Annotated in this window: 23 protein-coding genes; 9 read left to right on the plus strand and 14 right to left on the minus strand. The window is 57.6% G+C overall.

Annotation, left to right across the window (positions count from 1 at the left end; genetic code table 11):
• Window positions 1-248: 248 nt before the first annotated feature.
• Both CJ255_RS13955 and CJ255_RS13960 read left to right on the plus strand, forming a co-directional pair.
• Window positions 249-428 carry a hypothetical protein gene (locus tag CJ255_RS13955; RefSeq protein ID WP_097644716.1) on the plus strand — a complete coding sequence of 60 codons (180 nt, stop codon included), beginning with the start codon at window positions 249-251 and terminating at the stop codon, window positions 426-428.
• Window positions 403-2,097, plus strand: a complete 1,695-nt coding sequence (locus tag CJ255_RS13960) for a potassium channel family protein (protein WP_097644717.1) — start codon at window positions 403-405, stop codon at window positions 2,095-2,097. Before CJ255_RS13955 ends, CJ255_RS13960 begins: the two co-directional genes overlap by 26 nt.
• A gap of 328 nt (window positions 2,098-2,425) precedes the next feature.
• On the opposite strand, the gene CJ255_RS13965 is transcribed toward CJ255_RS13960, so the two are convergent.
• The 3 genes from CJ255_RS13965 to CJ255_RS13975 form a co-directional block, all read right to left on the minus strand.
• Window positions 2,426-2,971, minus strand: a complete 546-nt coding sequence (locus tag CJ255_RS13965; RefSeq protein WP_097644718.1) for a thermonuclease family protein — start codon at window positions 2,969-2,971, stop codon at window positions 2,426-2,428.
• Window positions 2,972-3,264: 293 nt separating this feature from the next.
• Window positions 3,265-3,726, minus strand: coding sequence for a DUF4351 domain-containing protein (locus CJ255_RS13970; RefSeq protein ID WP_097644719.1), 462 nt, complete (start codon window positions 3,724-3,726; stop codon window positions 3,265-3,267).
• Between the two features lie 82 nt (window positions 3,727-3,808).
• Window positions 3,809-4,171 (minus strand): hypothetical protein, encoded by a 363-nt coding sequence (locus CJ255_RS13975; protein ID WP_124681943.1) that lies wholly within the window; start codon window positions 4,169-4,171, stop codon window positions 3,809-3,811.
• Between the two features lie 259 nt (window positions 4,172-4,430).
• Between CJ255_RS13975 and cas2 the strand changes: the two genes are divergently transcribed.
• Both cas2 and CJ255_RS13985 read left to right on the plus strand, forming a co-directional pair.
• Window positions 4,431-4,712, plus strand: coding sequence for a CRISPR-associated endonuclease Cas2 (cas2, locus tag CJ255_RS13980; protein ID WP_097644721.1), 282 nt, complete (start codon window positions 4,431-4,433; stop codon window positions 4,710-4,712).
• Window positions 4,713-5,235: 523 nt separating this feature from the next.
• Entirely contained in the window at window positions 5,236-5,622 is a 387-nt protein-coding gene (locus CJ255_RS13985; protein WP_097644722.1) for a hypothetical protein, read from the plus strand.
• An 18-nt stretch (window positions 5,623-5,640) separates the two neighbouring features.
• On the opposite strand, the gene CJ255_RS13990 is transcribed toward CJ255_RS13985, so the two are convergent.
• The 3 genes from CJ255_RS13990 to argS all read right to left on the minus strand — a co-directional run bounded on the left by CJ255_RS13990 (window position 5,641) and on the right by argS (window position 9,129).
• Window positions 5,641-6,495, minus strand: coding sequence for a hypothetical protein (locus CJ255_RS13990; RefSeq protein WP_097644723.1), 855 nt, complete (start codon window positions 6,493-6,495; stop codon window positions 5,641-5,643).
• A gap of 1 nt (window position 6,496) precedes the next feature.
• Complete coding sequence (locus tag CJ255_RS13995) at window positions 6,497-7,282, minus strand: HAD-IIA family hydrolase (protein ID WP_097644724.1); 786 nt, start codon at window positions 7,280-7,282, stop codon at window positions 6,497-6,499.
• Between the two features lie 119 nt (window positions 7,283-7,401).
• Window positions 7,402-9,129, minus strand: coding sequence for an arginine--tRNA ligase (argS, locus tag CJ255_RS14000; protein ID WP_097644725.1), 1,728 nt, complete (start codon window positions 9,127-9,129; stop codon window positions 7,402-7,404).
• A 251-nt stretch (window positions 9,130-9,380) separates the two neighbouring features.
• Between argS and CJ255_RS14005 the strand changes: the two genes are divergently transcribed.
• The 3 genes from CJ255_RS14005 to smpB all read left to right on the plus strand — a co-directional run bounded on the left by CJ255_RS14005 (window position 9,381) and on the right by smpB (window position 13,769).
• A complete protein-coding gene (locus CJ255_RS14005; protein ID WP_245863416.1) occupies window positions 9,381-11,990 on the plus strand; it encodes an ATP-binding protein in 2,610 nt (869 codons plus the stop codon).
• Between the two features lie 27 nt (window positions 11,991-12,017).
• Window positions 12,018-13,202 carry a hybrid sensor histidine kinase/response regulator gene (locus tag CJ255_RS14010; RefSeq protein ID WP_097644727.1) on the plus strand — a complete coding sequence of 395 codons (1,185 nt, stop codon included), beginning with the start codon at window positions 12,018-12,020 and terminating at the stop codon, window positions 13,200-13,202.
• Window positions 13,203-13,292: 90 nt separating this feature from the next.
• Window positions 13,293-13,769, plus strand: a complete 477-nt coding sequence (smpB, locus tag CJ255_RS14015; RefSeq protein WP_097644728.1) for an SsrA-binding protein SmpB — start codon at window positions 13,293-13,295, stop codon at window positions 13,767-13,769.
• An 11-nt stretch (window positions 13,770-13,780) separates the two neighbouring features.
• Here the strand turns inward: smpB and CJ255_RS14020 are convergent, their stop codons facing one another.
• From CJ255_RS14020 to CJ255_RS14030, 3 genes are all read right to left on the minus strand, one after another.
• Window positions 13,781-15,217: a diguanylate cyclase gene (locus tag CJ255_RS14020; protein ID WP_097644729.1), complete on the minus strand. Its 1,437-nt coding sequence runs from the start codon at window positions 15,215-15,217 to the stop codon at window positions 13,781-13,783.
• A gap of 186 nt (window positions 15,218-15,403) precedes the next feature.
• Entirely contained in the window at window positions 15,404-16,558 is a 1,155-nt protein-coding gene (locus tag CJ255_RS14025) for a sensor histidine kinase (RefSeq protein ID WP_097644730.1), read from the minus strand.
• Between the two features lie 555 nt (window positions 16,559-17,113).
• Entirely contained in the window at window positions 17,114-19,279 is a 2,166-nt protein-coding gene (locus CJ255_RS14030; RefSeq protein WP_097644731.1) for a VanW family protein, read from the minus strand.
• A 330-nt stretch (window positions 19,280-19,609) separates the two neighbouring features.
• Here CJ255_RS14030 and trxA point away from each other — a divergent pair, with 330 nt between their 5' ends.
• Window positions 19,610-19,936 carry a thioredoxin gene (gene trxA, locus CJ255_RS14035; protein ID WP_097644732.1) on the plus strand — a complete coding sequence of 109 codons (327 nt, stop codon included), beginning with the start codon at window positions 19,610-19,612 and terminating at the stop codon, window positions 19,934-19,936.
• 47 nt (window positions 19,937-19,983) lie between these two features.
• Window positions 19,984-20,262: a metal-sensitive transcriptional regulator gene (locus CJ255_RS14040; RefSeq protein WP_097644733.1), complete on the plus strand. Its 279-nt coding sequence runs from the start codon at window positions 19,984-19,986 to the stop codon at window positions 20,260-20,262.
• Between the two features lie 133 nt (window positions 20,263-20,395).
• Here CJ255_RS14040 and CJ255_RS14045 read toward each other — a convergent pair whose 3' ends face one another.
• The 5 genes from CJ255_RS14045 to CJ255_RS14065 all read right to left on the minus strand — a co-directional run bounded on the left by CJ255_RS14045 (window position 20,396) and on the right by CJ255_RS14065 (window position 25,225).
• Window positions 20,396-21,457 (minus strand): ParB/RepB/Spo0J family partition protein, encoded by a 1,062-nt coding sequence (locus CJ255_RS14045; protein WP_097644734.1) that lies wholly within the window; start codon window positions 21,455-21,457, stop codon window positions 20,396-20,398.
• Window positions 21,458-21,514: 57 nt separating this feature from the next.
• Window positions 21,515-22,375: a DUF4230 domain-containing protein gene (locus tag CJ255_RS14050; RefSeq protein ID WP_245863417.1), complete on the minus strand. Its 861-nt coding sequence runs from the start codon at window positions 22,373-22,375 to the stop codon at window positions 21,515-21,517.
• Window positions 22,376-22,579: 204 nt separating this feature from the next.
• Window positions 22,580-23,293: a ubiquinone/menaquinone biosynthesis methyltransferase gene (locus tag CJ255_RS14055; protein WP_097644735.1), complete on the minus strand. Its 714-nt coding sequence runs from the start codon at window positions 23,291-23,293 to the stop codon at window positions 22,580-22,582.
• A gap of 104 nt (window positions 23,294-23,397) precedes the next feature.
• A complete protein-coding gene (locus CJ255_RS14060) occupies window positions 23,398-24,417 on the minus strand; it encodes an asparaginase (RefSeq protein WP_097644736.1) in 1,020 nt (339 codons plus the stop codon).
• A gap of 28 nt (window positions 24,418-24,445) precedes the next feature.
• The gene (locus CJ255_RS14065; protein ID WP_097644737.1) at window positions 24,446-25,225 is read right to left on the minus strand and encodes a class I SAM-dependent DNA methyltransferase; all 780 of its coding nucleotides are present in this window, start codon (window positions 25,223-25,225) and stop codon (window positions 24,446-24,448) included.
• Between the last annotated feature and the right edge of the window lie 222 nt (window positions 25,226-25,447).

Raw genomic sequence — 25,447 nt, forward strand, 5'->3', positions numbered from 1 at the left:
TGGGGCATGGGCGTAGCCTTTCAGCTTTGAGGCTCTATTGCCACAAAAAAACGCAAAAGAACGCCAGGAATCGTGCAGGGGTCGCAGGGGCAGGCAGGGCTGCTACGCGAAGCCCGCTAAAGCGGGCTACACACCTGAAGAATGTGAACGGTAAGTTATTGCATTTTAAGTATAATAGACAAAAGTGTACAGGAGCAAATCCGTGGACATAGCCATACCCTCATCCTGATGAGAAGGAGCTTTGACCCTTGCCACCCAAACCACCACCCTACACCTCCGAAGACGAGATTCGCCTAGAGCGTCTCCGTGCGCAACGGCGGCGTTATACCTTTGTGCGTCTGCTCAAAGCGAACCTGCGTGAGATGGCCATCCTTGGGCGCGAGGCGCGGATCTCGTTAACTGATGCTTGCGCTGCTGCTGCTGAGTAGCGCGTTCTACCTGCGTCTCTTCTACTTTCCCCAACTGTGCGACGCAGTTGGGGAATATTGTGGCAACGAGGGCGATCTGGGGGCGGCACTCTATATGACGATTCTGCTACTCGTCTTTGAAGATCCCATTCCCTTTCCTACCGACATTGGCGGTCGCTTCATCTTCTTTGGCGTACCACTCCTTGGCCTCTTCTTTCTCTTGCAGAGCGTGGTAAATTTCGCCCGCATGCTCTTCGATAAGGGCGCACGGCGCGAAGGTTGGCAGATTTCGTTGGCCAGCACCTTCAGCGAACATGTCATCGTCTGCGGCCTCGGCCATGTTGGCTACCGTGCGGTCTTGCAGTTGCTCGATTCGGGCTACGAGGTGGTTGGGGTTGACGCCAGCAAAACGAGTGAATTTGCTACCACCCTCAGCCGTCTCAAGGTTCCTCTGATTGTTGGTGATGCCCGCGATCCCGATACGCTGCGCTACGCCGGCTTGCAGCGAGCGCGTGGCCTGATCGCCGCGATTAGCGATGATCTACAGAATGTGGAGATTGCTCTCACGGCGCGTCGCCGTCAACCCAACATACAGACCGTCCTGCGCATCGTCAACCGTGAACTTGATCGCAACCTCGAACGCAGCTTCGGGCGCAACTCCGCCTTTAGCTCGATTGAACTTGCTGCTTCAACCTTCGTGGCAGCAGCGGTGAGCCGGAGTATTATTCATGTCATCAATCTGCCCGAAGGACTCTTGGCGCTTAGTGAGTTGAGTATCGCAGCAGAGAGTGAATTCTCGGGCTTTGCCGATGCGCTGGAACAGCGCTTTGCGGTGCGCATTATGCGTCTGCGTGACGCCAATAACCGCGAGCGCGAGATTCGCTTTATGGCGCGCCTCGATAGCGGCGATCGTGTACTCATTCTTGGAACGCTTGATGCGCTTGAGCAGGCGCACCAAGCGAACACTGCTGGCAGCAAAGTGGCCTTCCTCAGCGCCACGCCGCCGCCCGTCGCACCACCACAACCCAAGCGCGTGATTGTCTGTGGTTTAGGCAAAGTCGGGGCTGAAATGGTCTACCTGCTGACCAGCATCCACCCCCATCCCGAAGTCGTCGTCATCTGCCGCCAAGACACATCAACGCGCCTGCTGAACGACCTCAAGCGCCACAATATCCGTATCATCCAAGGGGATGCGCGCGATCCGGAGTTGCTCGAGGCCGCGGGCATCGCCCAAGCATGCGCCGTCGCCGCCGTCGTCAGCAACGACCTGACCAACTTGCAGGTAGCGCTCGCAGCGCGTAAATTACGCCCTGAAGTACATCTCGTTCTGCGCGTCTTCAGCGACGTACTCGCCGAACGGCTCGCCACCCTCTTTGGCATCAACACCACCTACAGCACCTCCGCGCTCGCCGCTCCCACCCTTGCCGCCGCAGCCATTCTGCGCGAAGTGGATCACGCCTTCGACATCGGGGCGCGCCTCTTTGCCACTGAGACCTTCACCGTCATGCCCGACGACCGCTTCGTGGGCAAGAGCGTAGCGCAACTACGCCACCAAGAACGCATCCTCGTCACCGCGTTGCGCCGCGATGGTCAAACCACCCTCCTTCCGTCCCTTGAACACTACATCACCCTTGGCGACGAGATTGTCGTCCTTGCTGATCTGCAAGTATTGGTCGATCTGCGCCACTAGGACTTAGGGGAGCCGAAATTGTTACGTATCCCAGCAGCCTGTCATGCTAAATAGTCCATTTCCCTACGCGAACGGTAAGGTATTACACCAATTACCCTTGAACATGCCGCATTAGCAAGAACGCGAAAGCCCATTGGGACGCCATGTTCGGCAATCTACAATCTACAATCTGCAATCTACAATCTGACTGCCGGATGCGGTTCGATGCGCAGCGGCTCCGAGATAACATTGGTATCGAGCAGGTAGCGCAAGGTCATAGGTTGAACTCACGGCCCGCCGAGCGATCACGCAGATCGCGCCACACCTCTCCTAAGAGCCCAGGCAGAGATCACTCCAGGGGGAAGTTCTCGCCTCCGCAGGTCTCTGGGGCCCAAAGTCCGACCTGGTCTTCACGCGCTATGCGTTCGGCGGCTTTGAATTCTGCTTGGTAGGCGTAGGGAACGCGGAATGTATACTCGAACGCATAACCACCTAGTAGCTGTTCAAGGTTGACCATGCGCCCGTCTTCGAGCCAAACGTAGCGTAGCATGCGACCAAAGCGGTCGCGTGAGTCTTGGCTGGGATCTGCCTCTAGGCGCACGTAGGGTACGTTGAGGAGCTGCCGCGCATGCTCTGAAGCTTCCCGGCCAAAACATTCCACTGGGCGACGGGGATCGACCGCTTCGGGTGTGTCAATCCCAATGAGGCGTACCCGCTCTAGTTGACCGTTGATGCGAACTTGTATTGTGTCACCGTCCACTACGCGAACCATCTCTGCGCGCGGGAGATCGGTCGGCATGGATGGATAGGCCATTGGGGGGGTGGGGGCCACGTTGCTCTTGCCGCAGGCGACGAGTACGAGGAGGGTGAGGGTGACAAGGGCGTGTCTGAGCATTGTTTCTTTCTCTTTTGCGGCTTTTTACACCAAGTGGAATACAACCGGCCCTCACTGGCCCTCGACTCCTCAGAGCCTGTCTGAAAAGTCTACGGGTTGATGTTGGAGTGCCGGCTTTAGCCGGCTAAAGCCGGCACTCCAGCGTGTACCCCCCGGCTTTTCAGACAGCTTCTCAGCATGACTGTCATGCGCATCCATCAACCCTCATACCAATTACCGTTGAACATACTGCATAACAAATCGCTTCAGACCTCATTGCTATGCGGCATACGCCACTTGTTACTCGTCACTCATCACTCGTAACTGGTATCATTGATCTCAGCACCCCGCTGCGCCAGCCACTGCTCCAGCTCGTCGCGGCCAGTGAAATCGAGCAGCGCCTCAGCGAGGTCTAGCATCTGCATGGTGCTGAGGGCGTGTACCTGTCGGGTCAATGGCTCACCCAATGGCCCACAGCGGCGCACGAGCAGACGCAGGAGCAACTCAAGATGGCCCTTCTCGATGCCCTTCTCGATACCTTCTGCCACGCCCTCTTCCCTCCACTTGCTGATCAAGGGGGATTCGGGGATGCCGTAGCGATCATAGCGAATAATCTGTTCGGCCATTGCTGCAAGCTCCTTATCCGTACATAAGAGGAGGAATTCGGTCAAGAGGTGCTCCTGACGTTCGCCACTGGTCTGCGTCATGATCTGGTGGACCGCTTGGGTCAGGATGGGCTTTGGATCGCGTAAGCGCGTCTGCCCGATTAGTGCCAATAGCGCAGGGCGTTGGCTTCGACAAGCTCAGCCAACGTCAAGAACGCCGTTGGCTGAGCTTGTCGAAGCCAGCTTGTCGAAGTCAGCTTGTCGAAGTCAGCTTGTCGAAGCCAACGGCGCGCGCCCCAACCCCGCCTACATACCATACCACACTGTGAACTGGCATGTTCCGGTAGGTGGTCGTAAGCCGGGTTTGGTAATCGAGCATACGCAGCGGCATGGAACGTTTGGTGCCCGGCCCTTGGAATTCAAGATGGAGGATTACCTCACGGCCATGCGCTAGGGTGACAAAAAAGACCAAATCGCTATCGAGTTCCTCTGGTGGGGGTGGCAACGTGCCTGGACGGGTGCTGACCCGCAGCACGGGGCCACCAAAGAGCCAGGCCGCCACATCATCGGCGGCCATGGTCACCAAGCGTTTCAAGGGGTGGTTGGTTTCAGCCATAACGCCCTTCACACAACGGTTAGGGGAGCAAGACCATTTCATGCTCCTACTTATATACCGCTGCAGCGGGCCAAAAGACACGGTTTTTGCTGCATTGCGGAAACATCTTGAGGCATCCAAGGCGTTCTGAAGCCTCAGCCCTATTTTCTGGATCCTTCCTCTCAGCCCTATTTCCTATTTCCTATTTTCTGGATCCTTCCTCTCAGCCCTATTTCCTATTTCCTATTTTCTGGATCCTTCCCCGGAGGGCAAAACGACCATGCTCTACCTGATTAGCTACGACATCAGCAGCAACCGACGGCGGGCCAAAGTGTCCAAACTGCTCGAAGGCTTCGGCCAACGAGTCCTCGAAAGCGTTTTCGAATGTGATCTCGACGCGAAAGCCTACGCAAGTCTGCGTAAAAAAATGGCGCGGCGGATCCAGCCCAACGAAGGCGATCGACTACGAATTTACCGGCTCTGCACCGCGTGCATCAGCCAGATCGAAGTCATCGGCGAAGGGCCAGCGGTCGAACAGAGCCTTGACGTCTACATCATCTAGGGCTACAATGAGGCTCGCATGCCGCGCAAAGGCATCAGGACGGGCAAAAACGCCATTTCGCACCCACAAAACGCGCCCAAAAAACGGCACACCAACCCCTTCAAGAGGCATGCCGCGCAAAAGCCCCGTTTTAGCGCATCAGAAAGCCCTCCCCAGAGGAGGCATCAGAAAGACCAAATCCCCGCCGAGGGGATTCTTACAGCGCCATTTCTCGTGATGGCAATCGCATCATTGACATCAGAAAGACCAAATCCCCGCCGAGGGGATTCTTACCCGTCGCTACCATTGCCCCCGGCGTCTGCATGCCAGCCTGCAATCAGAAAGACCAAATCCCCGCCGAGGGGATTCTTACATAATCTCAGACAGATTGACCAAAGCATCTTCAACGCTGCTGCATCAGAAAGACCAAATCCCCGCCGAGGGGATTCTTACTGAAATTAAGGGCCCTATGTGCTAGACTACCCTTGGACAGATCGCTTCCCGGAAATAGGCTTTTGAAGGGCGGTAGAACGAGAAGAAACCCATGACCACCCAAGCTCCCACCAGCCCAGATCAGGACTCGCCGGAAGTTACGTCGCGGCCCGCCAAGCAATGGACGACGGCCCAGCGTCTCGCCATCCTTGCCGAGTATGAGGCGTTGCCCAAGGGTGATGCGCGGCGCGGGGCGCTGCTTCGCCGCCACAGACTCTCTTCGTCGCACATCGCCCGCTGGCGCAGCCAACGCGATCGCGGGACGCTGGACCGTTTGGTTTTACCACAACTTTCGGCGATGGCTAAAGCGTTGTTGAATTACGATGCATTTCAACTTCGTATTATTGTCCAAGCATGGCTACGTGAGCAACCACACTTTCGGTTATTGCCTCTTGAAGAATACGTAGCCCAATGTACGGACTTAGCGAATCAACTGTAACCTGACCTGAAACCTTCCCTAACCACGCAGCCAGACCCACAAGGCCCGCACTTGGCGGTCAAAGCCAAGCAGGAGCAGTCCGATGATCATCATGGGAACGGCGGGCCAAAGCATGGCGGTGAGTTCGCTGCCATAGCGGAAACTGGGTAGGTTGGCTACCATCCAAATGCAAAAGGCACCCAAGTAACCCTTTAGCCCGGCCCGAATGCCTACGAGTAGCGCTAGGGTGATCAGTGCCAACGGTAAGCCCGCTGCCTGACGTGGAATCGCTCCGAGCATGAGCGGTAGGCTCAACAAGATAACCCCCGATACGGCTAGGAGGATGGCGATGCGCCGTCGCCAGCCTGTCGGTGGCACAAAGGGCTCCATGATCGGCTTGGGTGCGGGCGGGGTCAGTTCTTCTAGGTTGTCGGGAAAGGGGTAATGCCCCTCGCGCCCTAAGACGGCTAAGGCCCAACCCTGCTGTTCCGCCTGGGCCGCTAGGGCCACGAGGCTTGGCGCCATCGCCCACGCTGTCGGCAGTGCATCAAGCTCAAGGGTAAGCCGCCCCTCAGCGACATCCATCGTCGCAGGCAAGGACGCCCGCCCATGCGTATGGATGACACAGAGCAGATCAAAAACCCGCGCCCCCCGCTGTTGGTCAACCAACAACGCATCACGTAGCGGCATCAGCCCCAATGCGCGCTGCACCCAATCACTCAGGTAAACGTCCAACTCCTTGGCCTGCTCAGGCGTGAGTTGGGCCGCGAAGGCGCCACGCTGGAGCGCTTCACACAGTCCGAGCGGTGTCTGCTCGCGCAGCAGCGCATCAAGCGCCTGCCGATCATAGGCGACAAGGGTCTGGGCTGCGGATGAAGATAGAAGAGATTGCATACTAACTTTGCCAAGCGGCCAATAGTGCAGGTAGGTCGGCAACAATCAACTGGGGACGGATAGGGCCAGTTTCTGCTTCGCTGCGCTTACTTACCCCAGTGAGCACCAAGACGGAGGGCATACCTGCCGCAATTGCGCCACCAATATCGGTGTCGAGCCGGTCACCAATCACCAGCGTAGCAGTTGGAGTTACCTCAAGCAACTCGGCGGCAAGCAAAAACATGGTGGGTTCAGGCTTGCCAATCACCAGCGGTTGCACCCCACTGGCTGCCACCAGCGCTGCCGTGATCGCCCCCGCCCCCGGTATCAGCCCCTCCTCAGCAGGGAAGGTGGTATCGGGGTTGGTGGCGATGAACGATGCCCCGCCGCGAATGAAGAGGGTCGCCTTCCGCAGGGTTTCATAGCTGAGCGCAAAATCGGCCCCCTGTACCACCAGTTCAGGCAGTACATCGTCTTCCACAAAATAGCCATCGGCAAACATCGCCTCACGCAGCCCATCCATGCCCACCACAAAGACGCGCGTCCCGCGTGGGTGCTGCGCCCGCAGGTAGCGCCCCGTTGCCAATGCCGATGTAATCACCCGGTTTGCAGCCATCTGGATGCCCAGGTTAGCCAACTTCTGCTCATACTGCTGCGGTGTCATCGAGGCGTTGTTGGTGATGCAAGCATAGGCAATCTCACGCTGCTCAAGGAAGGCCAGCAATGCTGGCACCCCCTCAAGCATCTGGTTGCCCCGGTACAGCACCCCGTCCATGTCGAAGAGTACGGCTTGAATTTGGTTGAACATAATAGTGATTGAGACTTATGAGGCTGTCTGAAAAGTCTATGGTTTGGCGTTGGAGTGCCGGCTTTAGCCGGCTAAAGCCGGCACTCCAGCCTGTGCCCCCCGGCTTTTCAGACAGAGACTTACATTCGCTCAGGCGCACGGATGCCCAACAGGCCCAGGCCGCGCCGCAATGCGTTCGCCGTCGCAGCCACAAGCACAAGCCGCGCCCCACGCAAGGCAGGACTCTCGGCCTTAAGGACGGGGCATTGCTCAAAGAAGACCCCGAACTCGCGGGCGGTGGCGTAGCACCAATCGGCAATGACGAAGGGCGCATACCGTTCAGCCCCTTCACGCAAGACCTCGGGCAGCCGAGCGAGTTGCTTCAATAGACGCTGTTCAGCAGGATGGATCAGCAGAGTCAGATCGCCTCCTGGCCCTCCAGCGCCATCTTCATTGGCCCGTCGCAAAATCGAGCTACAACGCGCATGCGAATATTGCAGGTAGGTCGCACTATTGCCCTCCGTCGCCAGCATGCGCTCCCAATCGAGCGTAATGTTGCGCTTGGGGTCTTGGTAGAGATCATTATAGACCACCGCGCCCACCCCGACCGCCTCGGCTACGGCCAGTTTCTCAGCCTCAGGCAACTCAGGGCTCTTCTGCTCCACCACGCTGCGCGCCCGTGCCACCGCATCATCAAGGAGCGCCTCTAGGTAGACCATATTGCCGCGCCGCGTCGAAAGGGGCTGACCCTTGGCATCAAAGATCGTCCCAAAGGCAACGTGGGTCAAACCCACATCCTTGGCATAACCCATAGCCCGGATCAACGCGAAGAGTTGGCGCAGATGCAGCGACTGGGGTTCACCGACCACATAGATGATTGCATGGGGTTGAAACTCCTGCAACCGAAAGACCACCGTGGCCATATCGCGGGTCATATAGAGCGTACCACCATCACTGCGTTGCAGCAAGAACGTGGGCAATTTCTGCAAATGCTCCACCACCACAGCGCCACCCTCATCGCGGAAAGCCACACCAGCATCAAGGGCCTGCTGGATCATATCAGCCAGCATCGGCTCATAGAAACTCTCGCCATAGGCGTGGTCAATCTTGACCCCCAAGCGGTCATAGTTGCGCTGGGCCGCCGTCATAGTCAGATCAACACACCACTGCCAGAGCGCCCGCGCCTCGCTATCACCCTGCTCAAGGCGCAGCGACCAATGGCGGGCATGTTCATCAAGTTCAGGATCATCGCTGGCCGCAGCGACATAGCGCGCATACTGCGCCTCCAACTGCTCAAGCGCCGTCTCGCCTTCAGCCGTAGGCTTACCTTCGCGCTCAACCGCCGCCAGCACCACCCCAAACTGCTTGCCCCAATCACCCAAATGGTTATCGCCAATCACCCGATAGCCCAAGGCACGATAGATATTCACCAACGCTTGGCCAATAATCGTGGAGCGAATATGACCAACATGCATGCGCTTGGCAATATTAGGTGCCGAATAGTCCACTACGACCGTCTTGCCAGCCCCAAGTTGCTGGGCAGCATAGTCATCACCCTGGGCCATAATGTTCGTCAAAACGTGCGTAGCCAAACGTTCAGCATGGAGGCGAAAATTGAGAAACGGCCCGACCGCCTCTACCGCACCAATCAGCCCGTCAGCGGGCAACTGAATAGTTGCAGCCAACTCAGCCGCCAACTGAGGCGGGGCAAGGCCCAACGTCTTAGCCGCTTTGAAGGCCGGAAAAGCCAAATCAGCCGCAATAGCGGCCTTAGGAGTCGTCAACTCAACCAAATCCAGCGGCACCCGGCCCGTCGCCACAATCGCCGCCGTAACTTCACGGGTAAACCGATCCAGCGCATAGTCCATACACGTACTCCCAGCTTGCCAATGCAGACACGCATCGCGCATCGTATGATACCACGGGATGTGGGTGGGAAGGGTGTCGGAGGGAACCTGGTTCCCTCCGACACCCTTCCTACCCCAACGAGCTTGCAACCCTCCTTTAATCTTTGCCCATTGCCCCTTCACAGCGAAGCTGGTACTATACTCTACAATCTACAATCTACAATCTACAATCTACAATCTACAATCTACAATCTGAAATGGTATCACGACGCATGAGCATCCAACAAAAAATTCTTGCGCTGCTCTTGGGGCTGGCGCTACCTCCTCTGGTGTTGGCTGGATGGCTCGGGCTCTCGGCACTGGATCGGGCCCGTGAGACGGCGGTTGATACTGGCGCGAGCGCGTTGCGTGATCAAGCAGAACAGGTACTCCTCACACGGGCCGCTGATAAGGCCCGTTTTTATGATCTTGGCCTCAATGCGGTTGAACAGCAGGTGGGCGCTGTGGCTACCTATGCCACGACGCGCTATCGTAGTGGCCCGTTTGAACTTGGCCCTGAGCGTGTCTGGGTGGCACCTGCCCCCAGCCCCGCGCTGCTGGCCCGCCACTCCCAGGATGTCGCCTTTGCCCAACAGATGATCCGTATGCTCCAATCCTCCGTTGCGGCCAATGGCCTCGTGAGTATTGGCTATATTGCGCTGGAAACAAGTGGCGTCATTGCCTTCAATGATGATGGCGTGATTGATGCGCTGCTTGAAATTCAGCCCTTCGACCCACGTGAACGCCCTTGGTACCTTGCCGCCCGTGAGCAGGGGGGGATTGTGTGGACCAATACCTATGTGGATGCACATACGAAACTGCTGGCTACCACATGTGCCCAACCGATCTACGATGCCCAAGGCAACTTTGTGGGGGTTGTGGCCTTTGATCTGCTCTTGCAGACAATCCAGCAGGATCTGTTGGCGCTAGATGTGGGCGAAGCGGGCTATGCCATGCTGATTGATGAGGCGGGCGATGTGATTGTGCAACCTGATCTCGAGGCGGGCGATTCGCCCTGGAATCGACCCTTCCGCAGCGAGAACCTGCTAGCCTCTTCGAGCGCTGAGCTGCGGATGGTCGCTGAGGCCATGCTGGATCAGAGCCAAACCTATGGCCTGGCCATGCTCAATGACCAAGAACAGCCCGCCTATATCGCCTATGCCCCTATTCCAACGGCGGGGTGGCATGTGGCACTGGTGATTCCAGCAGCAGAGGTGACCGAGCCAGCCTATCTAACCAGCCAGATGATTGTGCAACGCCAAGCCCAATTCCGCAACCAGTTGATCGGGCTGATCTTTAGCCTCGCCGCAATTATCAGCGTCCTTGGCCTGGTGCTCTCTTTTTCCTTCACGCGCCGAATCGACGTGGTGCGCCAAGGGGTGCAGGCTATTGCTCGTGGCCACCTGCAAGAGCGGATTCCGCCTGTGGGTAATGATGAGCTTGGTGAGTTGGCCACTGCGTTTAATCGTATGGGCCGTAAACTTGCTGAGAAGATCCAAAAGCTGGAAGAAAACGCCCAACAGCTTGCTGCCCTCAACGAAGTCTCGAATGAACTGAAGGGCATCCTCGATCTCAACCAACTGCTCGAACGCATCCCCGCCGCAATCTGCGAACGCTTTGCCTTCGACCGTGCGGTGGTCTACCTGGTGGAAGATGACCATCTGCGTGTTGTTTCAGCTTGGTTCGGCCCAGAGGGTCTAACCCAAGCCCACCAGTTCAAGTTGGTCGCCAATAGCCACCCCTTGTTGCTCGAGGGTAGCACGATTGAGGCCGATGTGATCCGTAATGGCAAGGCGGTGATTGTAGACAACCCGTGGAACCATCCGGGGGTAGAACAGCATAAGCAGGCGATTTCAGCAAGTGACGCCTATGTGCAGGTGCCCATCTTTGGGCGCGAAGGCCGTGCGATTGGCCTGCTCTCAGCCGATTGTCAACTCAGTGAACGCAAGATTGGGGTTGAGGATGCTACGCGCTTGCTCACCTTCGCGAGCATGGTGGGATTGACTATCGAGAATGTGCAACTCTTCAGCGATCTTGAGCGCCAAGTGGCGCAGCGCACCCAAGAGCTACGGGCAGCCCTTGAAGTGGCCCAACTCGCCGACCAGCGCAAGAGCGATTTTCTTGCCAGCCTCTCCCACGAGTTACGGACGCCCCTCAACGCGATCATCGGCTTTAGCACCGTGATCCTCGATGAGATTGATGGCCCCCTCAGCCCGCCCCAGCGCGAAGACCTAACCAGCATCAATCGCAACGGGCGCTTCCTGCTCTATCTGATCAACGAGTTACTCGATCTCGCCCGCATCGAAGCTGGCCATATGGTGCTTGAGATTGCGCCCACCGATCTCACAGAAGTCATTGACGATGCGGTGGATGCCGCCCAAGGTTTGGTGCGCGAGCGTAGTGTACAAATTCTACAAAACATCCCAAGCGACCTGCCCAATGTGGCGGCTGATGGCAATCGCGTGCGCCAAATTCTCCTGAACTTGCTCTCAAATGCCGTTAAATTCACAGAACGTGGTAGCATTATAGTGAGCGCAACGGTGCTTGACGAAGTCAATGATCAGTGTGAACTGCAACGCATGGTTGTGGTGCGGGTGAGCGACACCGGCATCGGGATTCCCGCAGAGCGTCTTGAGGAGGTGTTTCAGGAATTCGTTCAGATTCATGGGCAACGTTCGCGCTTAAGTGGCACAGGTCTGGGCCTTGCCATCGCACGCAAGCTCGTCGAAGCCCAAGCCGGACGCATCTGGGTCGAAAGCGCCCCCGGGCGCGGCAGTACCTTCAGCTTTAGCCTGCCCCTGGCCACGCCGGTGGCAACCACGAGCCTAAACCCGATTGCTTAATACGTCAAGACTCTAGCCGGAGACACCATGAGTGAGGCACAGCCCAAAATTCTCTACATCGAAGATAATCACGACAATCAACGGCTTGTCCAGCGGGTTCTCGGGGCGCGGGGCTACCAGATTCTGATTGCCGCAGATGGGCCAGCGGGGTTGACCCTGGCCCGTGAGAGTATGCCAACGCTCATTCTGGTAGATTTGGGCATTCCTGGGCTTGATGGCTATGAGACAACGACGCGCTTGCGCAGCATGAGCCACTTGCAGGGTGTGCCGATTGTGGCCCTTACCGCCGACGATAGCCCTGGGGCACGCGAACGAGCCCTTGTGGCGGGCTGCGATGGCTATCTGAGCAAACCGATTGATGCCCGTCAATTGCCCAACCAGATCGCGCAGTTCATCGGCGGCCACCGCGAACAGGTGAGTGAACCCCACGAAGAAGCCACGCTGCTGCGCGCCTACAACCAGAAGTTGGTCGAACGGCTTGAGCAGCGTGTGCGCGAACTAAGTGCTGCCAACAGCGAACTCCAAGAACTGGATCGGCTCAAGAGCCAGTTCCTCTCCAGCCTTTCGCACGAGTTGCGTACCCCCCTTACCGCATTGATTGGCTACCTTGACCTCTTCGAGCGTGGCATGCTGGGCGAACTAGACCCTTCCCAACGTGAAGTTATCACCGTCATGCGGCGCAGTGGCGATCTCTTGGCAACCCAACTCAACAACCTGCTCTACTTTCAGGAATTGCGCGAGCGCCCGCTCAATTTGCAACTGGTCAACCCCTTGGAGATCATGCAACCGATCAGCAGCCAGACGGGCCGCTATGCCCAAGAACTTGGACTCAGCTTTGAGGCGCTCTCTGGCGAAATCACCCCTACGATGCTCGACCCTGCTGCCTTTGATCAACTGGTGCGTGTGCTCCTCGATAACGCCATCAAGTTCACCCCGGCGGGTGGCCATATACGCCTCGTGCTGCATAGCGATACCACGCGCCTGATCGTGCGCGTTGAAGATAATGGCCCCGGCATTGAGAGCGAACAGCTCAACAAGATCTTCCTGCCCTTCTACTACATCGAGCAACCCTGCCAGGTGAATCGCCCCGGCGCCGGCCTTGGCCTCGCCATCGCCCGCCACATCGCCGAAGCCCACGGCGGCCAAATTACCGTTCGTAGCCAACTAGATCAGGGCAGTGTCTTTACGGTAGTCCTGCCGCTCATGGTATAATACCATTTACGATTGTAGATTGCAGATTGTAGATTGCCGAATTCCCTATTTCCTAACTACTGTCTCCTATTTCCTAATTTCCTCCTCCCCATGGCCCCCAAACAAGCACCCCCAGGCGTCGTGGCCGACAACCGCAAGGCCCGCCACGACTACACCATAGAAGAGACCTTTGAGGCTGGGATTGTCCTCACCGGCAGCGAGATTAAATCGGTGCGCGCCGGGCGGGTCAATCTGCGCGGTAGCTATGCGCGGGTCTACCAGGATGAAGTCTTCCTCTATGAGGCGCACATTTCGCCCTATGAGCAATCGGGAACATACTTCAACCACGAACCAATGCGCCCGCGTAAGCTGCTGCTGCACCGCCGCGAGATCAAGCGGATTGATGGCCTCATTCGCCAAAAAGGGCTCACCCTCGTGCCGCTCAAGCTCTACTTCAAGGGCCGCCGGGCCAAAATTGAACTGGGGATCGCCCGTGGCAAGAAGCTCTATGATAAGCGTGACGATATTGCCAAACGCGAATCGCAACGTGACATCGAGCGTGCCATGAAGTCGCGGAGCCGCGAGTAGCTGGAAACTACTCAATCCACACAAACGCTGCGATCCCTACCAGCCGCTTTGGCAATGTACAGGGCTTGATCTGCCCGTTCGAGCGCCGGCTGGAGTTGATCTTCCTTGGGGTTGAGTGTCGTAATGCCCGCCGAGGCAGTGATCGTAGGCAACAGCTTGCCATCGTGTTCGATCAGAAGTTGCTTGATTAGGGCGCGGAGTTGCTCGGTGCGGTCAAGCACGGCCTCGGCATTACTAAGCGGCATGACGATCAGAAACTCTTCGCCCCCATAGCGGCAGACAATGTCGCTGCTACGGACTGCGTCGTGCAACAAATTGGCAATATTACGCAGCACGGCATCACCAGCACTATGCCCAAAGTTGTCGTTGATCTTCTTGAAGTGGTCAATATCAAGCAGGGCCAGGGCTATCGGGTAGTCTTCACGGCGTGCCCGGGCAATCTCGCGCTGCATTGCTTCATCGAGGTAGCGGCGATTAAAGAGGCCCGTCAGCGGATCGCGGTGGGCCTGTTCACGCAGCGCGTCGCGTAGCAGCACATTGGAGATGCCGAGGCTCGCATGGTCGGCCAACGCCGCCGCAAGCCGCCGCCGGTCGGCTCTGGTGGCACCATTGATGCTTGGGTTTGCTGATGCATGCTCGGGGTGGCTGAGCAGCAGCACGCCAACTCGCTCCTGAGCAGTAGCAAGCGGAACACAATAGACCTCTTCGGTACCACCAAAAACACTACGAATACAGTGGGCACAGTCATGCGAATTGCTGTGCATTTCGAGTTGACGGCGCTGCAACGCAGAGCATGTGTGGGAGAAAAAAGCTTGCCCATTGATACATTCGGTACCCCACGAAAAGATGGGGTTAAGCCGATCATCGTTGAGCCGATGGAGCAGCAGCAAGCCCAGCGCCTGCGGGAAGAATTGGCGCACAGCCGCAACCAGCGCCACACATGCCTCGGCGCTACTGGTAGCAAGTTGCAACTCTGAAGCAAGGCGGTGCAGAACTTGCAGTTCAGCATTGCGCCGCTCAAGCGCAGCAACCGTCGCATGCAGTTCGGCTTGGGTCTGGCGTAATTCACGCTCCATAGCATGCTTCGCCCGAGCCATGCTGAGCGCAATCTGCAACTCGTTATCATCAAAGGGCTTGATCAGATAGCCAAATGAACCACTCTGCACCGCCCGTTCGACCGTCACCGTATCGGTGTGAGCCGTCAGATAGACCACCGGCAGATCAAAGCGCTCACGCAGTTGTTCAGCAACCATCACCCCATCAAGTGGCCCCCGCAGGGTCACATCCATAAGCACAAGATCGGGCTGTTCCTGATTGACCAACTCAAGCGCCAACGCTCCCGTATCTGCCACGCCAACCACACAATAGCCAAGGCGCTGGAGTGTCTCTTCAAGATCGAGTGCGGTTATCAGTTCATCTTCGACAATCAGCACGCGTGGCTGAGACATATCCTTACTCTCCACTGTCGTGGGGTCATGAGGCTGCGCCTACCATAGGCGTGATCGTTAGGGCTGCCGCCCTACAACCCGCTGGTGGGGCTACGCCCCAAACCCCGTTGGGTGGGGCTACGCCCCAAACCCGGTTTTTTGTGCCGTGTTGGCGGCACAGCCGCCAACACGGCACAAAACTACGCCTCAATCCTCCGGCAGGGCAAAAATCACCTCAATCAAAGCACCCTCAGCCGGCGCAAGCTGCAACCGCCCGCCCAGTTGGCGCGCAAGCGTGCGTACGATCCGCAGGCCCAGGGTGTTACTTGAGTCAAGCTCAAAGCCCTCGGGCAGCCCCGGCCCATTATCATGAACGCTCAATTGTAGTCCTTCAGGAACATAACGTAATTGTACACGAATATGCCCAGATGTTACACCATCTAGGCCATGTTTGAGGCTGTTGGTGATCAACTCTGAAGTAATCAGCCCAAGTGGGACAGCAATATCAATCGGGAGCCAAATACTATCATCAATCTCACACATAAGCTTTTGCGCCCCAACTGTACCAGTACTCCGCAACAGACTCTTGGCCAAGGTCTCCAAATAGACCTTAGCTTCAATGCTGGTCAGATTGGCACTTGAGTAGAGTTGTTCATGAACGAGGGCCATAGCCCGGATACGATTGAGGCTATCTTGGAAGGCGCTGCTCACCTGCGGATCGCCAAGACTGCTCGATTGCAGCCGGAGCATACTGGTGATAACCTGGAGGTTGTTCTTAACACGATGGTGAATTTCACGTAACAAAACATCTTTCTGATCAAGCGCTGCTTGCAGTGTAGCCCGGGCTTGCTCGTGTTCAGTCAGATCGGTGATGATCGTACAGATCGCTGGCGTAATCTCCTCACTGAGTGGGTGCATCGAGAGACGCACCGGAATACGTTCGCCACCGCTGCGCTGCAAGGTATTATCGCCCGCACTCGGCCCAGTGATGCCAGCAACGAGCAATGTTTGCAACGCTTCATTCTGTTCAGTCGCAATGAAGTTCCCAAGGGGTGTGCCAATAAGCTGTTCCAAAGGTAGACCCAGCAGATTGCTCAGGTGTCGGTTGGCATACAATATTGTACCAGAGGGATGCAGAATTGCTGCGCCCTCATTCATCGTCTCAACCAAGACCCGATAGATACCCTCAACGCTCTGCAGGGTGTAGACCTGTGGGCCTGAGGCGCTCTGGACAATGATGGCATCTATCGTTCCATAGCGAATTGCATCAAGGAGTTGCTCGGCTTCATTGAGTTGATCACGCAGAGCGGCGTTCTCTTGGATTAAACGGCGACGACGATGGTAGGCAACGCCTCGGGCCATGACTCACTCCTGATACCATTTCAGATTGTAGATTGTAGATTGTAGATTGTAGATTGCCGAACATGATGTCTCATACCATTTCAGATTGTAGATTGCAGATTGCCGAACATGGCGTGGCTGTAGTATGTTTGATTATGCGACTACTTCAAGGGTCATTGGTATGATACGGTAAAGTGGCGAAGAGGCGAGGAACAGATGTCCTCACCTCTTACGTAGAAAGAGTTGTTTTTGGGGAGGGTTTCAGGGCACTTTACCGTTTGCGCCATAGGTAGTGCCAACGTTAGGGAAGCGGATGTTGTTGATTGCCCCGTTGCTTTGCCACCCTGAGAGGCTGTAGGTAGTGCCGACTTTAGTCGGCTTCCCATCGCTGCCAAAGACCTCAGCCGACTAAAGTCGGCACTACGATGCCCGCCTATGGACTATTCAGCATGACAGGCTGCTGGGATACGTAACAATTTCTGCTTCCCTTAGTCAACTGAGGTCGCTGCCTCCCCGGATGCCGACGAAGGTCGGCACTACGAATGTAAAGCTGAAAGGCCGTTTCTGAAACCATTCCTAACCATCAGAGAGTTCCGGTGCCGGGGGCGGTGGCGGCGGCTCTGGTGCCGGGGGCGGAGGCTCCGGCGCTGGCGGCGGCGGCGGCTCTGGTGCCGGGGGCGGCGGCTCTGGTGCCGGGGGCGGCTCTGATGCTGGCTCTGGCGGGGCTTCCGGTGCCGGGGGCGGCTCCGGTGCTGGCTCCCCCTCGTGCGGTGGTGGTTCCCCTTCAGATGGCGGCGCTTCACCTTCGGGTGGTGCCGGCTCGTCCTCGTCCTCAGGCGTCTCACGAGGGCGTGGACGACCATCCGGCCCCAAATCGGCAGGATTGATCTCAAAGATATTGGGCCAAGGGCGGAAGACCGTCTCGAAGGTACGCCGCTCGATCATTTCGCCGTCGCGTTCAACGATGCGCGTAAAGAGGATTGTCATGCCCCCGCGAGCGGTATCGCTCTGGCGCATGCTGCCACGCGGGCGCGAAGGATCGGCTACATAGACCGGCTCAGTTGGCGCAGGGCGACGATTGGTAATCGTTGGACCTTCGAGCGAGATGGTGCGACCATCATCGGTACCATAGATGCGGATCTCAGCCAGGGTACGGCGTGTATCCACAAGGGTCTGGAGCAGCAACCAGTTGCCGGTATCATTGAGGAACTTGAAATCGAGCGCGCCAATGAAGATCGCGGCATCCATACCAGGGCCATCGCCATAGCGCCCAAAGCCGTAGCGATCATACCAACTGATATAGAATGAGTGGCCCCAGCGTTCTGTGATCGGCAGACCAGCCCAGAAGGCTGCACGGAACATCGTTGTCGAATCTTGGCAAATCCCACCGCCCCATTCAAGCTGGGTACGATTTTGCACAATCGCATAGCCCTCAACAAAGCCATTGGAGCCATCGATCCGTCCGATGGTTCGGTTGAACGAGAACTCCTCGCCGGGTGCAACCAGCACACCGTGGAGCAGACGCATGCCCGCCTGAATATTGGTAATGCGATAGGCTGCCGAACCAGCAAAATCACTCTGCCCCACCGAGAGCAGGTCACGCAAGCCCAAATCAGCCAGATTTGCTTCGGTCACAGGCGGGGGCACCGTCACCATTGGTAACAGCAATTCACGCTCGGCAGCGGGGGCGTACATGGCAGCCTGGATCAACTCAAACGCCAAGGGTTCATCAATCCGCAAGCCCTCGGTGCCAGCCTGGAAGATACGCGGATTGCCATTGTTCCACTCGACGCGAGGATTCCTCCCGCGCACTTCGGTATCATCGGCAATGAGTGCAATCTGTGCGGCCAGGGCTTCCTGATCGAGCGCAACACTCAAGTGTTCTTCGCCATTAAGACCGCCCCGTTCAATCGTAATAAATTGCACAAGGTCAGTGAGCTCCCAGAGATACTCACCGCGATCCCCCTCAACCCGTAGGGTCAATGGCCCAGCCAGGAGGGCATCAATTTCCGCTTGGGCTTCAGCGACGGCAGCATCATCAACGCGGGGCAGCACTTGGCTGGTACGCAGATCAACTGTATGGGGCACGAGATCCTGCAGCGCTGCGGTCATCTCCTGGAGCGTCTCGCCAATCAGCACCTGCTGGCCCATCACCGCGGGCGTAATGGCAATACTAGTACCACTGAGTGCAAGGCGTGCATCAACGGCTGGCCGTTCCACCTCGGCAACCCGATCAACCAAGTATGCCTGCATCGCCGCTTGGTCAATCGTCAGGTGCAGGGGTAACTCAAGGCCATACTGATAGACCGCCAGCACCTCACGCAGATTCTCAAAGAGCCCGTGGTTACGTCCAGCGCCCAGCGCCTGTTGCACCGCACGGTCAATCTCCAGCCTGATCCCCACCTCATCCGCTGTTGGTGTCCATTGACGTTCAGCAAAGGTGAGCATAATCGGCTGGGCGACGAAGGGCGCAAAGTGTGCTTGCAGGCGCTCACGCGCCTCAGGCGCACTCAACTCACCCACGGGCACGCCATGGATGCTGACATTGGGATAGATGCGGCCAGCGTAACTGCGATCAAGGTTGTAGAGCGCGGTACTCACCCCAATCACAATGAGCAGCAACAGGCCAATCAAGCCCATCCAGAGTTGCCGCCTCCGGCGGCGGCGTACTCCTGCGCCCTCATCGTTCTGCGCTTGATCCTTGTTCGTTTGCCAATCTGCGGCATCAGAGAGTGAAGTCATACGGATGGCACATTCTCACATTCTAGGTTCGTTATCCATGAAACTATAACGGAGCGATAGCGCACTTGTCAATGAAGATTCGGTGAAGAATGAGTAAATTGTGTATGGTTAGGTGTGCCAAGTCCTTGACAAGTTGCTCGCTTTCTATTACTATACCCCCAGGGGGTATGCACTGGTTCGCATCACGCTTTTGGGGCGGTAGCCCCAGATCCCGTTTTTTGTGCTGTGTTGGCGGCTCCGCCGCCAACACAGCACAAAAAGAGTTTTCTTGGGGGCGGCGAAGCCGCCCCACACCCTATGTAGCAATTTCTGAACCAATGGAGGAATAACGTGGCCAAGCCAATTACTGTCACTGATGCCGATTTTAGCCAGAAGGTGTTGCAGGCCGATACGCCAGTCGTAGTTGATTTTTGGGCTCCTTGGTGCCCGCCCTGTCGCCAGATTGCCCCGATTCTCGATAAGTTGGCTGGTGACTATGAGGGTCGCCTGACGATTGGGAAGGTCAATACCGACGAGGAGATCCAGCACGCCAGCCAGATGGGAATCCGCAGCATTCCGACCCTCGTGATCTTCAAGGGTGGCCAAGAGGTGCAGCGCATCACGGGCGCACTGCCCGAGTCGCAGTTGCGCGAAGTCTTTGATCGCGTCTTGGCCTAGCGCTCAAGTGGCCAAACGTGCCCTATTCTAGGCTCAGGAGGCCAACGATGGCAGATGAGGTTCGCACCCTTGCACCGCAACGCCGCGATGATGTCCTCGTGCGTCTGCGCCGCATCGAAGGCCAAGTGCGTGGCATTCAACGTATGGTCGAGGAGGGGCGCGATTGCCGCGAGATTATCACGCAGGTGACCGCAATCAAGTCGGCGCTTGCTAGCGTTAACAGCATCGTACTCCAATGCTACGCCACTGGTTGCCTTGATGATAGCCAGCAACCACGCGAACATACTATCGCTGAGTTGATTGCGCTGTTTCAAGGGACGAAGTGAAGAGGAACAGAACAGAGGAACAAATGAACAGAGGAACAAATGAACAGAAATGAACTCATGGATTTGTTCTGTTCTTCTGTTCTCCTGTTCTCCTGTTCTCCTGTTCCTCTGTTCTTCTGTTCTGCCCCTCCTCCTACTCCTCCGTCTGCCAACCCTGCTGACGGGCTAGATCGCGTAAGCCCCGCGAGAGGCTGTCGAGTTGTTTGAGTAGCAGACGCAGTTTGAAGGGTGCCCCTTCGTCGCTCTGCACCCACTTCACTAGATCGCCTTCGACATAGGCCCGGCTGAGGCGGTCGGTTTCGTCTACCATCTGGTCGAGTGAGCGAATACGGAAGACCCGCGCTTTGTTTTTGGGCTGGTTTTCGAGCGTCTCGTCTTCAACCCCAAGGTACGCGCCCTCGTCCTGCGCCGGGGCATCATCTTCCCACAGATCAGCGTCGCTCTCTTCACGATCCACGCTGCCAACGCTCGTTTTTGCCAACGGCCCACCGGCAAGGCTCACCTCAGGCCCAGACGAGGTACGCAACTGTTCGCCCGCCTCAAGAGCCTGCAAGGCCGTCTCTAGGGTCAAGTTGGGGTTGGCGGCAAAATAGGCCACCAAGCGGCTCAATTCCGCCGCCGACATGCCCTCGCTCGCAGCAAAACGCGCCAGTTCAAGCTGGGTCTTTGGGCTCTGCACGCGGCGCAGATGCTGCGCTTGGGTCACATTCAGTTCGCCTCGGCGAATGAGTTGCTGCACCTCATCGGGCAACTCCAGCAGGCCCAGGTAGCGCCGCACCGTGCGCCCAGCCAAGCCCACCGCGTCACCCACCAACTCATCAAGCTCGCCTTCGGGCAACTTGCCGCGCTCTTCCACCAAGCGTGCCCGCAAGCGTGCATAGGCGCGGGCCTGCTCAACATCGTTCAAATCCTCGCGCTGCACATTCTCGATCAACTGGCGCAGCAGCAGATCGGGATCATCATTGTCGAGGACAATACAGGGAATACGTTCAAGCCCAAGTTGCACGGCTGCGGCACGACGACGCCCGCCATAGACCACCTGGTAACGCCCGCTCCCAACCTCAATCACGCCAAGGGGCTGGAGCAGACCTCGTTCGGCGATGGTCGCAGCCAAGCCCGCAACATCACCGGGTTCCTCGCGCACCCCCTCTGGGTCGGCTTCAAGCTGGCGCGGGTCGAGATAGAGCAACTGCATAGCTTACTCCACGAATGCAAAACATTTGTGCCGCAGGGAGTATAGCAGAAGCCCGCGTTAGGGGCAAGTGGTAAGATCGGGTGAACTGGGTTCAACCCTGACCTCGATGCCCTCTAGCAGGCCCAAGAACTGCACCAGCGCCTGTTGCGCCTGCTCGGTGGCTTTGGTCAAGACGCCATCTTCACACGCGGCCTGTAAAATTTCCCGTTCGGCCTGCTGCCGCGCTAGGGTCTCAAGATCACGATTCTCAGGCGCAAAGACGCCCCGGCTACGGTTGTAGACGCGAGTGGCTTCATTGTCAAGCGAGGTACTAAAGACCTGTGCTGGCGGGATGCGCAGGGTCAGGGTACGCCCATCGGGACCAACGCTCACATCATCACTGGTAATCGTACTCATATCCACCCCAGCGATCACCGTCCCTTTCGCAATCAGCAGCAGTGCATCACCAGCAAAGAAGTCGAAGATCGGATTCCCCTGACTCTGCTGTACCTCAATGACGGTCTGGATGGTATAGGACGATGTCTCTAGGCGGCTCAACTCGGTGACGCGCTGCACCACCGCAGCCCCCGTAATAATCTGGGGTGTGGGCGTCACAATAATCTCGCGCATACTGGGCAACCCGCCACCAAAGAGCTGGCCCAAGCCCCCCAGGGTACTATTGACCAGAAAGACAAAGGCGATCAGTAGGGCCAAGACCGTAATCGCCAGCACCATGCTCATCTGGCTACACCCGCCGCCGCCGCCGCCCCGTGCGACCCGGCGGGGCGGCGGGCCGCCGCCTAAACTCCGGGGGCGATCATCGTAGTCGTCGTAGCCATAATCATCAAGATCATCGGCTACTTCCTCACCACGCGCCTTACGCAGACGGCGCTGCATGAGATTTTCGCGCTGTGCATCGTCGTTATGGGGTTTAGCCATGAGTTTACTCCAAGAATATCATGAGGATGCGTGAGGCGCAGAGGCGAGGGCTTCGCGTCCTCGCGTCCTCGCGTCCTCGCGTCTTCGCGTCTTCGCGTCCTCGCGTCCTCGCGTCCTCGCGTCCTCGTGTCCTCGTGTCCTCGCGTCCTCGCGTCTTCGCGTCCTCGCGTCCTCGCGTCCTCGCGTCCTCGCGTCCTTTGCGGCTCAGACGCGCGCACCAACATGGATCGCCACCGCACCCAAGCCATAGCGGCGGTAACTCACAAACTGCCAGCCGGCAGCCCGCATGAGTGCCGCCAAGTCGTCGGGGGGCGGAAAGGCGCGCGCCGACTGGGGCAAATAGGTGTAGGCCCGCCGATCACCGCCGAGCAATTGGCCAATCCAGGGTACCACCTGCTCAAAGTAGAATTGATGGCCCAAGCGCACCAAGGGGTTATGGGGCCGAGCCACCTCAAGGCATGCCATCACTCCGCCGGGCCGCGTAACGCGGTACATCTCAGCAAAAGCCTGGCCAATATCTACCACATTCCGCATCACAAAGCCGGTGGTAAGCACATCAAAGGTTGCATCGGGAAAGGGCAACAGCAGAGCATCACCACCCACAAAGGCCGCACGTGAAGCCAAGCCAGCAATCTTCGGCTGGCCGGTCTGCAACATCGGCAGGGTAAAATCAACCCCCACCGCAAGGCCATCACCCATCCATGCAGCCAATGCAGGCAAAAAATCGCCCGTGCCAGTACCCACATCCAAGGCACGCCCACCCACAGGCGGGGCCACCGCCTCAACCACACGCTGACGCCAGCCCTGGTCAAGGCCAAAGGTCATCACCCGATTCACGCGGTCATAGCCCGCCGCGATCCGTGCAAACATCTGCTCAACATAGGCCGCCTTGGTTTCAGGGGTGGGAAGGAGAGACATTGAGGGACTCCATCAGAAGAACAGGAGAACAGGAGAACAGGAGAACAGGAGAACAGGAGAACAGAGGAACAGAAGAACGGAAGAACAGGTGTTTTCAACGTTGGTTATTCTCTGTTCCTTTGTTCTGTTCTGTTCCTTTGTTCTGTTCTGTTCCTCTGTTCTTCAAAGAACGCTCGCAACTCATTGGGGCCGCGTGCGGCCCCGAGGGCCAGCATCAACTTAATGCGTGCTTTCGGGCCACTGAGGTTATGGGCGAAGAGTACGCCGATACGCCGTAGATCATGGAAGGCGCCCACATAGCCATAGTCATCACCGAGGCCGCCGGTGCCACAGCGCGAAGCAATCAGTACCGTCGTGCGCCGCCGGATGGCCTCACTGAGATGGGGTAACCACCAGGGCGGTACGCGCCCACCGCCAAACGCTTCGATCACAATTCCGGCGACGCCATCCTCAATACTATGGCGCAGTAAACGCACATCGGCCCCTTGGGTTAGGCGCAGCAGATCAACCATTTCCTCAAGATGATCACAGACGATCCGCTGGCGCTGCAGGGGCCGCCGGGCCAACCAGACCTGTTCCCCTTCAACGCGCCCAAGGGGGCCAAGGCCAGGCGAGCCAAAGGCACCACGGGCATGGGGATGCAGATTCTGTACCGCCGCTGCGGCGTGGATCTCCTCATCAAAGACCACCACCACCCCCAACTCAGCGGCGGCGGGCACTGCGGCCACGCGGGCAGCGGCAGCAAGATTCGCCAAACCATCATAGCTCACACTCGTTGTCGCCCGCACCGCCCCGGTCAACACCACCGGCTTCGGCGTCTCGAGGGTTAAATCGAGCAGATAGGCACTCTCTTCGAGCGTATCCGTACCGTGGGTAATCACTAGCCCATCAACATCATCACGCTCGATCATCGCGGCAGCGCGGCGGGACAACTCCAGACTACTGGCTGGCGTCACATGGCTACTGGGCAGATTAGCAAACTCTTCAAAGATCAACTCAATCCCACCACGCGGCAGCATGGCCAGCACTTCATCACCCTTGAGCGACGGCAGCGCCCCGGCGATGCTTGGCCCACGCCGATTTGCAATCGTACTGCCAGTGGTCAGAACTAGAATACGGGCCATGCAGCTCTCCTCATAGACTAGCAGGCGCTCAACGCGGTTTGCGTGCCACCCAAAAGATCCGCTCTGTCTGAGGGCCGGGCGGGTTGAGGCTAAAACCATCATAGGTAGCCTCAACCATCAAACCCGCACGAGCCAACAGCGTCGTCACCTGCTCAGGCGGGTAGGCCCGTTCAACATGGTGCTCATCGAAGCGCGTATACCCATGCGTATCATCGCCCACAAAGCCAGTTAGGTGCAGTACACTCCTTGCTGTCGCCGCTATAAACTGGCTACGCTCAAGCTGAACATAGCCATCCTGTTCACACACCACACACTCACCCCAAACCTCCTCAAGGAAGTAGCGCGTATTCATATCGGCCAGATAGAGACCCCCAGGCGCAAGTGCAGCGGCAGCCACCCGAAAGCAGGCCATAAGATCATCTGGAGTGGTCATATAGTTCAGGCTATCATAGGTACATGTAGCCAGATCAAACGCATTTGTAGGCAACAGCGCTCCAGGGCAACGCATATCGGCATGCACCAGACGAACCGAGCCATCAGCGGGCAACTTAGCGCGCGCCTGGGCCAACATCGCCGCCGAGCGATCCAGCCCCGTCACCGTCCAGCCCGTCTGCGCCAAGAGCAGTGCAAGTGTCCCCGTCCCACAGGCAAGATCAAGCGCCCGCCGTCCCTCAAGCGGATGACGGTCAAGTAACTCCTGCACGTAGATAGCAAAGAGTAGCGCAAAACGCACCTGGCCACTTGCGTCATAGACAGCAGCATACTGCTCATAGGGCCGCGTAGCATGCGGTGTAGGGGTCGTATCCATACCACAATTGTAGCATGGACACAGCCCCAACCTGTGCAGTGGAGTAGAGGAGAGCCGCCCCGGCAGGGCAGCTCTCCCATGAGCCATCCAAGATATTCTGAAGCCTCAACCCTAATTCCGCAATAGCGCAAAAACCACGCTGTTGGGGAAGCAGATTTTGTTGCGTACCCCATTACTTTGTCACTCTGAGTACCTCATGGCCCGCAGGCCAGTGGCACGGAG

This window comes from Candidatus Viridilinea mediisalina (assembly GCF_002532535.1).
Taxonomy (GTDB): domain Bacteria; phylum Chloroflexota; class Chloroflexia; order Chloroflexales; family Chloroflexaceae; genus Viridilinea; species Viridilinea mediisalina.

Bases quoted from the DNA above. Each gene is read 5' to 3' on its own strand.
- CJ255_RS14050 (WP_245863417.1), bottom strand. From the start codon at position 22,375: ATGGCTAAACCCCATAACGACGATGCACAGCGCGAAAATCTCATGCAG.
- CJ255_RS14025 (WP_097644730.1), bottom strand. From the start codon at position 16,558: ATGGCCCGAGGCGTTGCCTACCATCGTCGTCGCCGTTTAATCCAAGAG.
- CJ255_RS14065 (WP_097644737.1), bottom strand. From the start codon at position 25,225: ATGGATACGACCCCTACACCGCATGCTACGCGGCCCTATGAGCAGTAT.
- CJ255_RS14010 (WP_097644727.1), top strand. From the start codon at position 12,018: ATGAGTGAGGCACAGCCCAAAATTCTCTACATCGAAGATAATCACGAC.
- CJ255_RS14005 (WP_245863416.1), top strand. From the start codon at position 9,381: ATGAGCATCCAACAAAAAATTCTTGCGCTGCTCTTGGGGCTGGCGCTA.
- CJ255_RS14040 (WP_097644733.1), top strand. From the start codon at position 19,984: ATGGCAGATGAGGTTCGCACCCTTGCACCGCAACGCCGCGATGATGTC.
- CJ255_RS14020 (WP_097644729.1), bottom strand. From the start codon at position 15,217: ATGTCTCAGCCACGCGTGCTGATTGTCGAAGATGAACTGATAACCGCA.
- CJ255_RS14060 (WP_097644736.1), bottom strand. From the start codon at position 24,417: ATGGCCCGTATTCTAGTTCTGACCACTGGCAGTACGATTGCAAATCGG.
- CJ255_RS13990 (WP_097644723.1), bottom strand. From the start codon at position 6,495: ATGCAATCTCTTCTATCTTCATCCGCAGCCCAGACCCTTGTCGCCTAT.
- CJ255_RS13960 (WP_097644717.1), top strand. From the start codon at position 403: ATGCTTGCGCTGCTGCTGCTGAGTAGCGCGTTCTACCTGCGTCTCTTC.
- argS (WP_097644725.1), bottom strand. From the start codon at position 9,129: ATGGACTATGCGCTGGATCGGTTTACCCGTGAAGTTACGGCGGCGATT.
- CJ255_RS14045 (WP_097644734.1), bottom strand. From the start codon at position 21,457: ATGCAGTTGCTCTATCTCGACCCGCGCCAGCTTGAAGCCGACCCAGAG.
- CJ255_RS13985 (WP_097644722.1), top strand. From the start codon at position 5,236: ATGACCACCCAAGCTCCCACCAGCCCAGATCAGGACTCGCCGGAAGTT.
- CJ255_RS14030 (WP_097644731.1), bottom strand. From the start codon at position 19,279: ATGACTTCACTCTCTGATGCCGCAGATTGGCAAACGAACAAGGATCAA.
- CJ255_RS13975 (WP_124681943.1), bottom strand. From the start codon at position 4,171: ATGGCTGAAACCAACCACCCCTTGAAACGCTTGGTGACCATGGCCGCC.
- smpB (WP_097644728.1), top strand. From the start codon at position 13,293: ATGGCCCCCAAACAAGCACCCCCAGGCGTCGTGGCCGACAACCGCAAG.
- CJ255_RS14055 (WP_097644735.1), bottom strand. From the start codon at position 23,293: ATGTCTCTCCTTCCCACCCCTGAAACCAAGGCGGCCTATGTTGAGCAG.
- CJ255_RS13965 (WP_097644718.1), bottom strand. From the start codon at position 2,971: ATGCTCAGACACGCCCTTGTCACCCTCACCCTCCTCGTACTCGTCGCC.
- cas2 (WP_097644721.1), top strand. From the start codon at position 4,431: ATGCTCTACCTGATTAGCTACGACATCAGCAGCAACCGACGGCGGGCC.
- CJ255_RS13995 (WP_097644724.1), bottom strand. From the start codon at position 7,282: ATGTTCAACCAAATTCAAGCCGTACTCTTCGACATGGACGGGGTGCTG.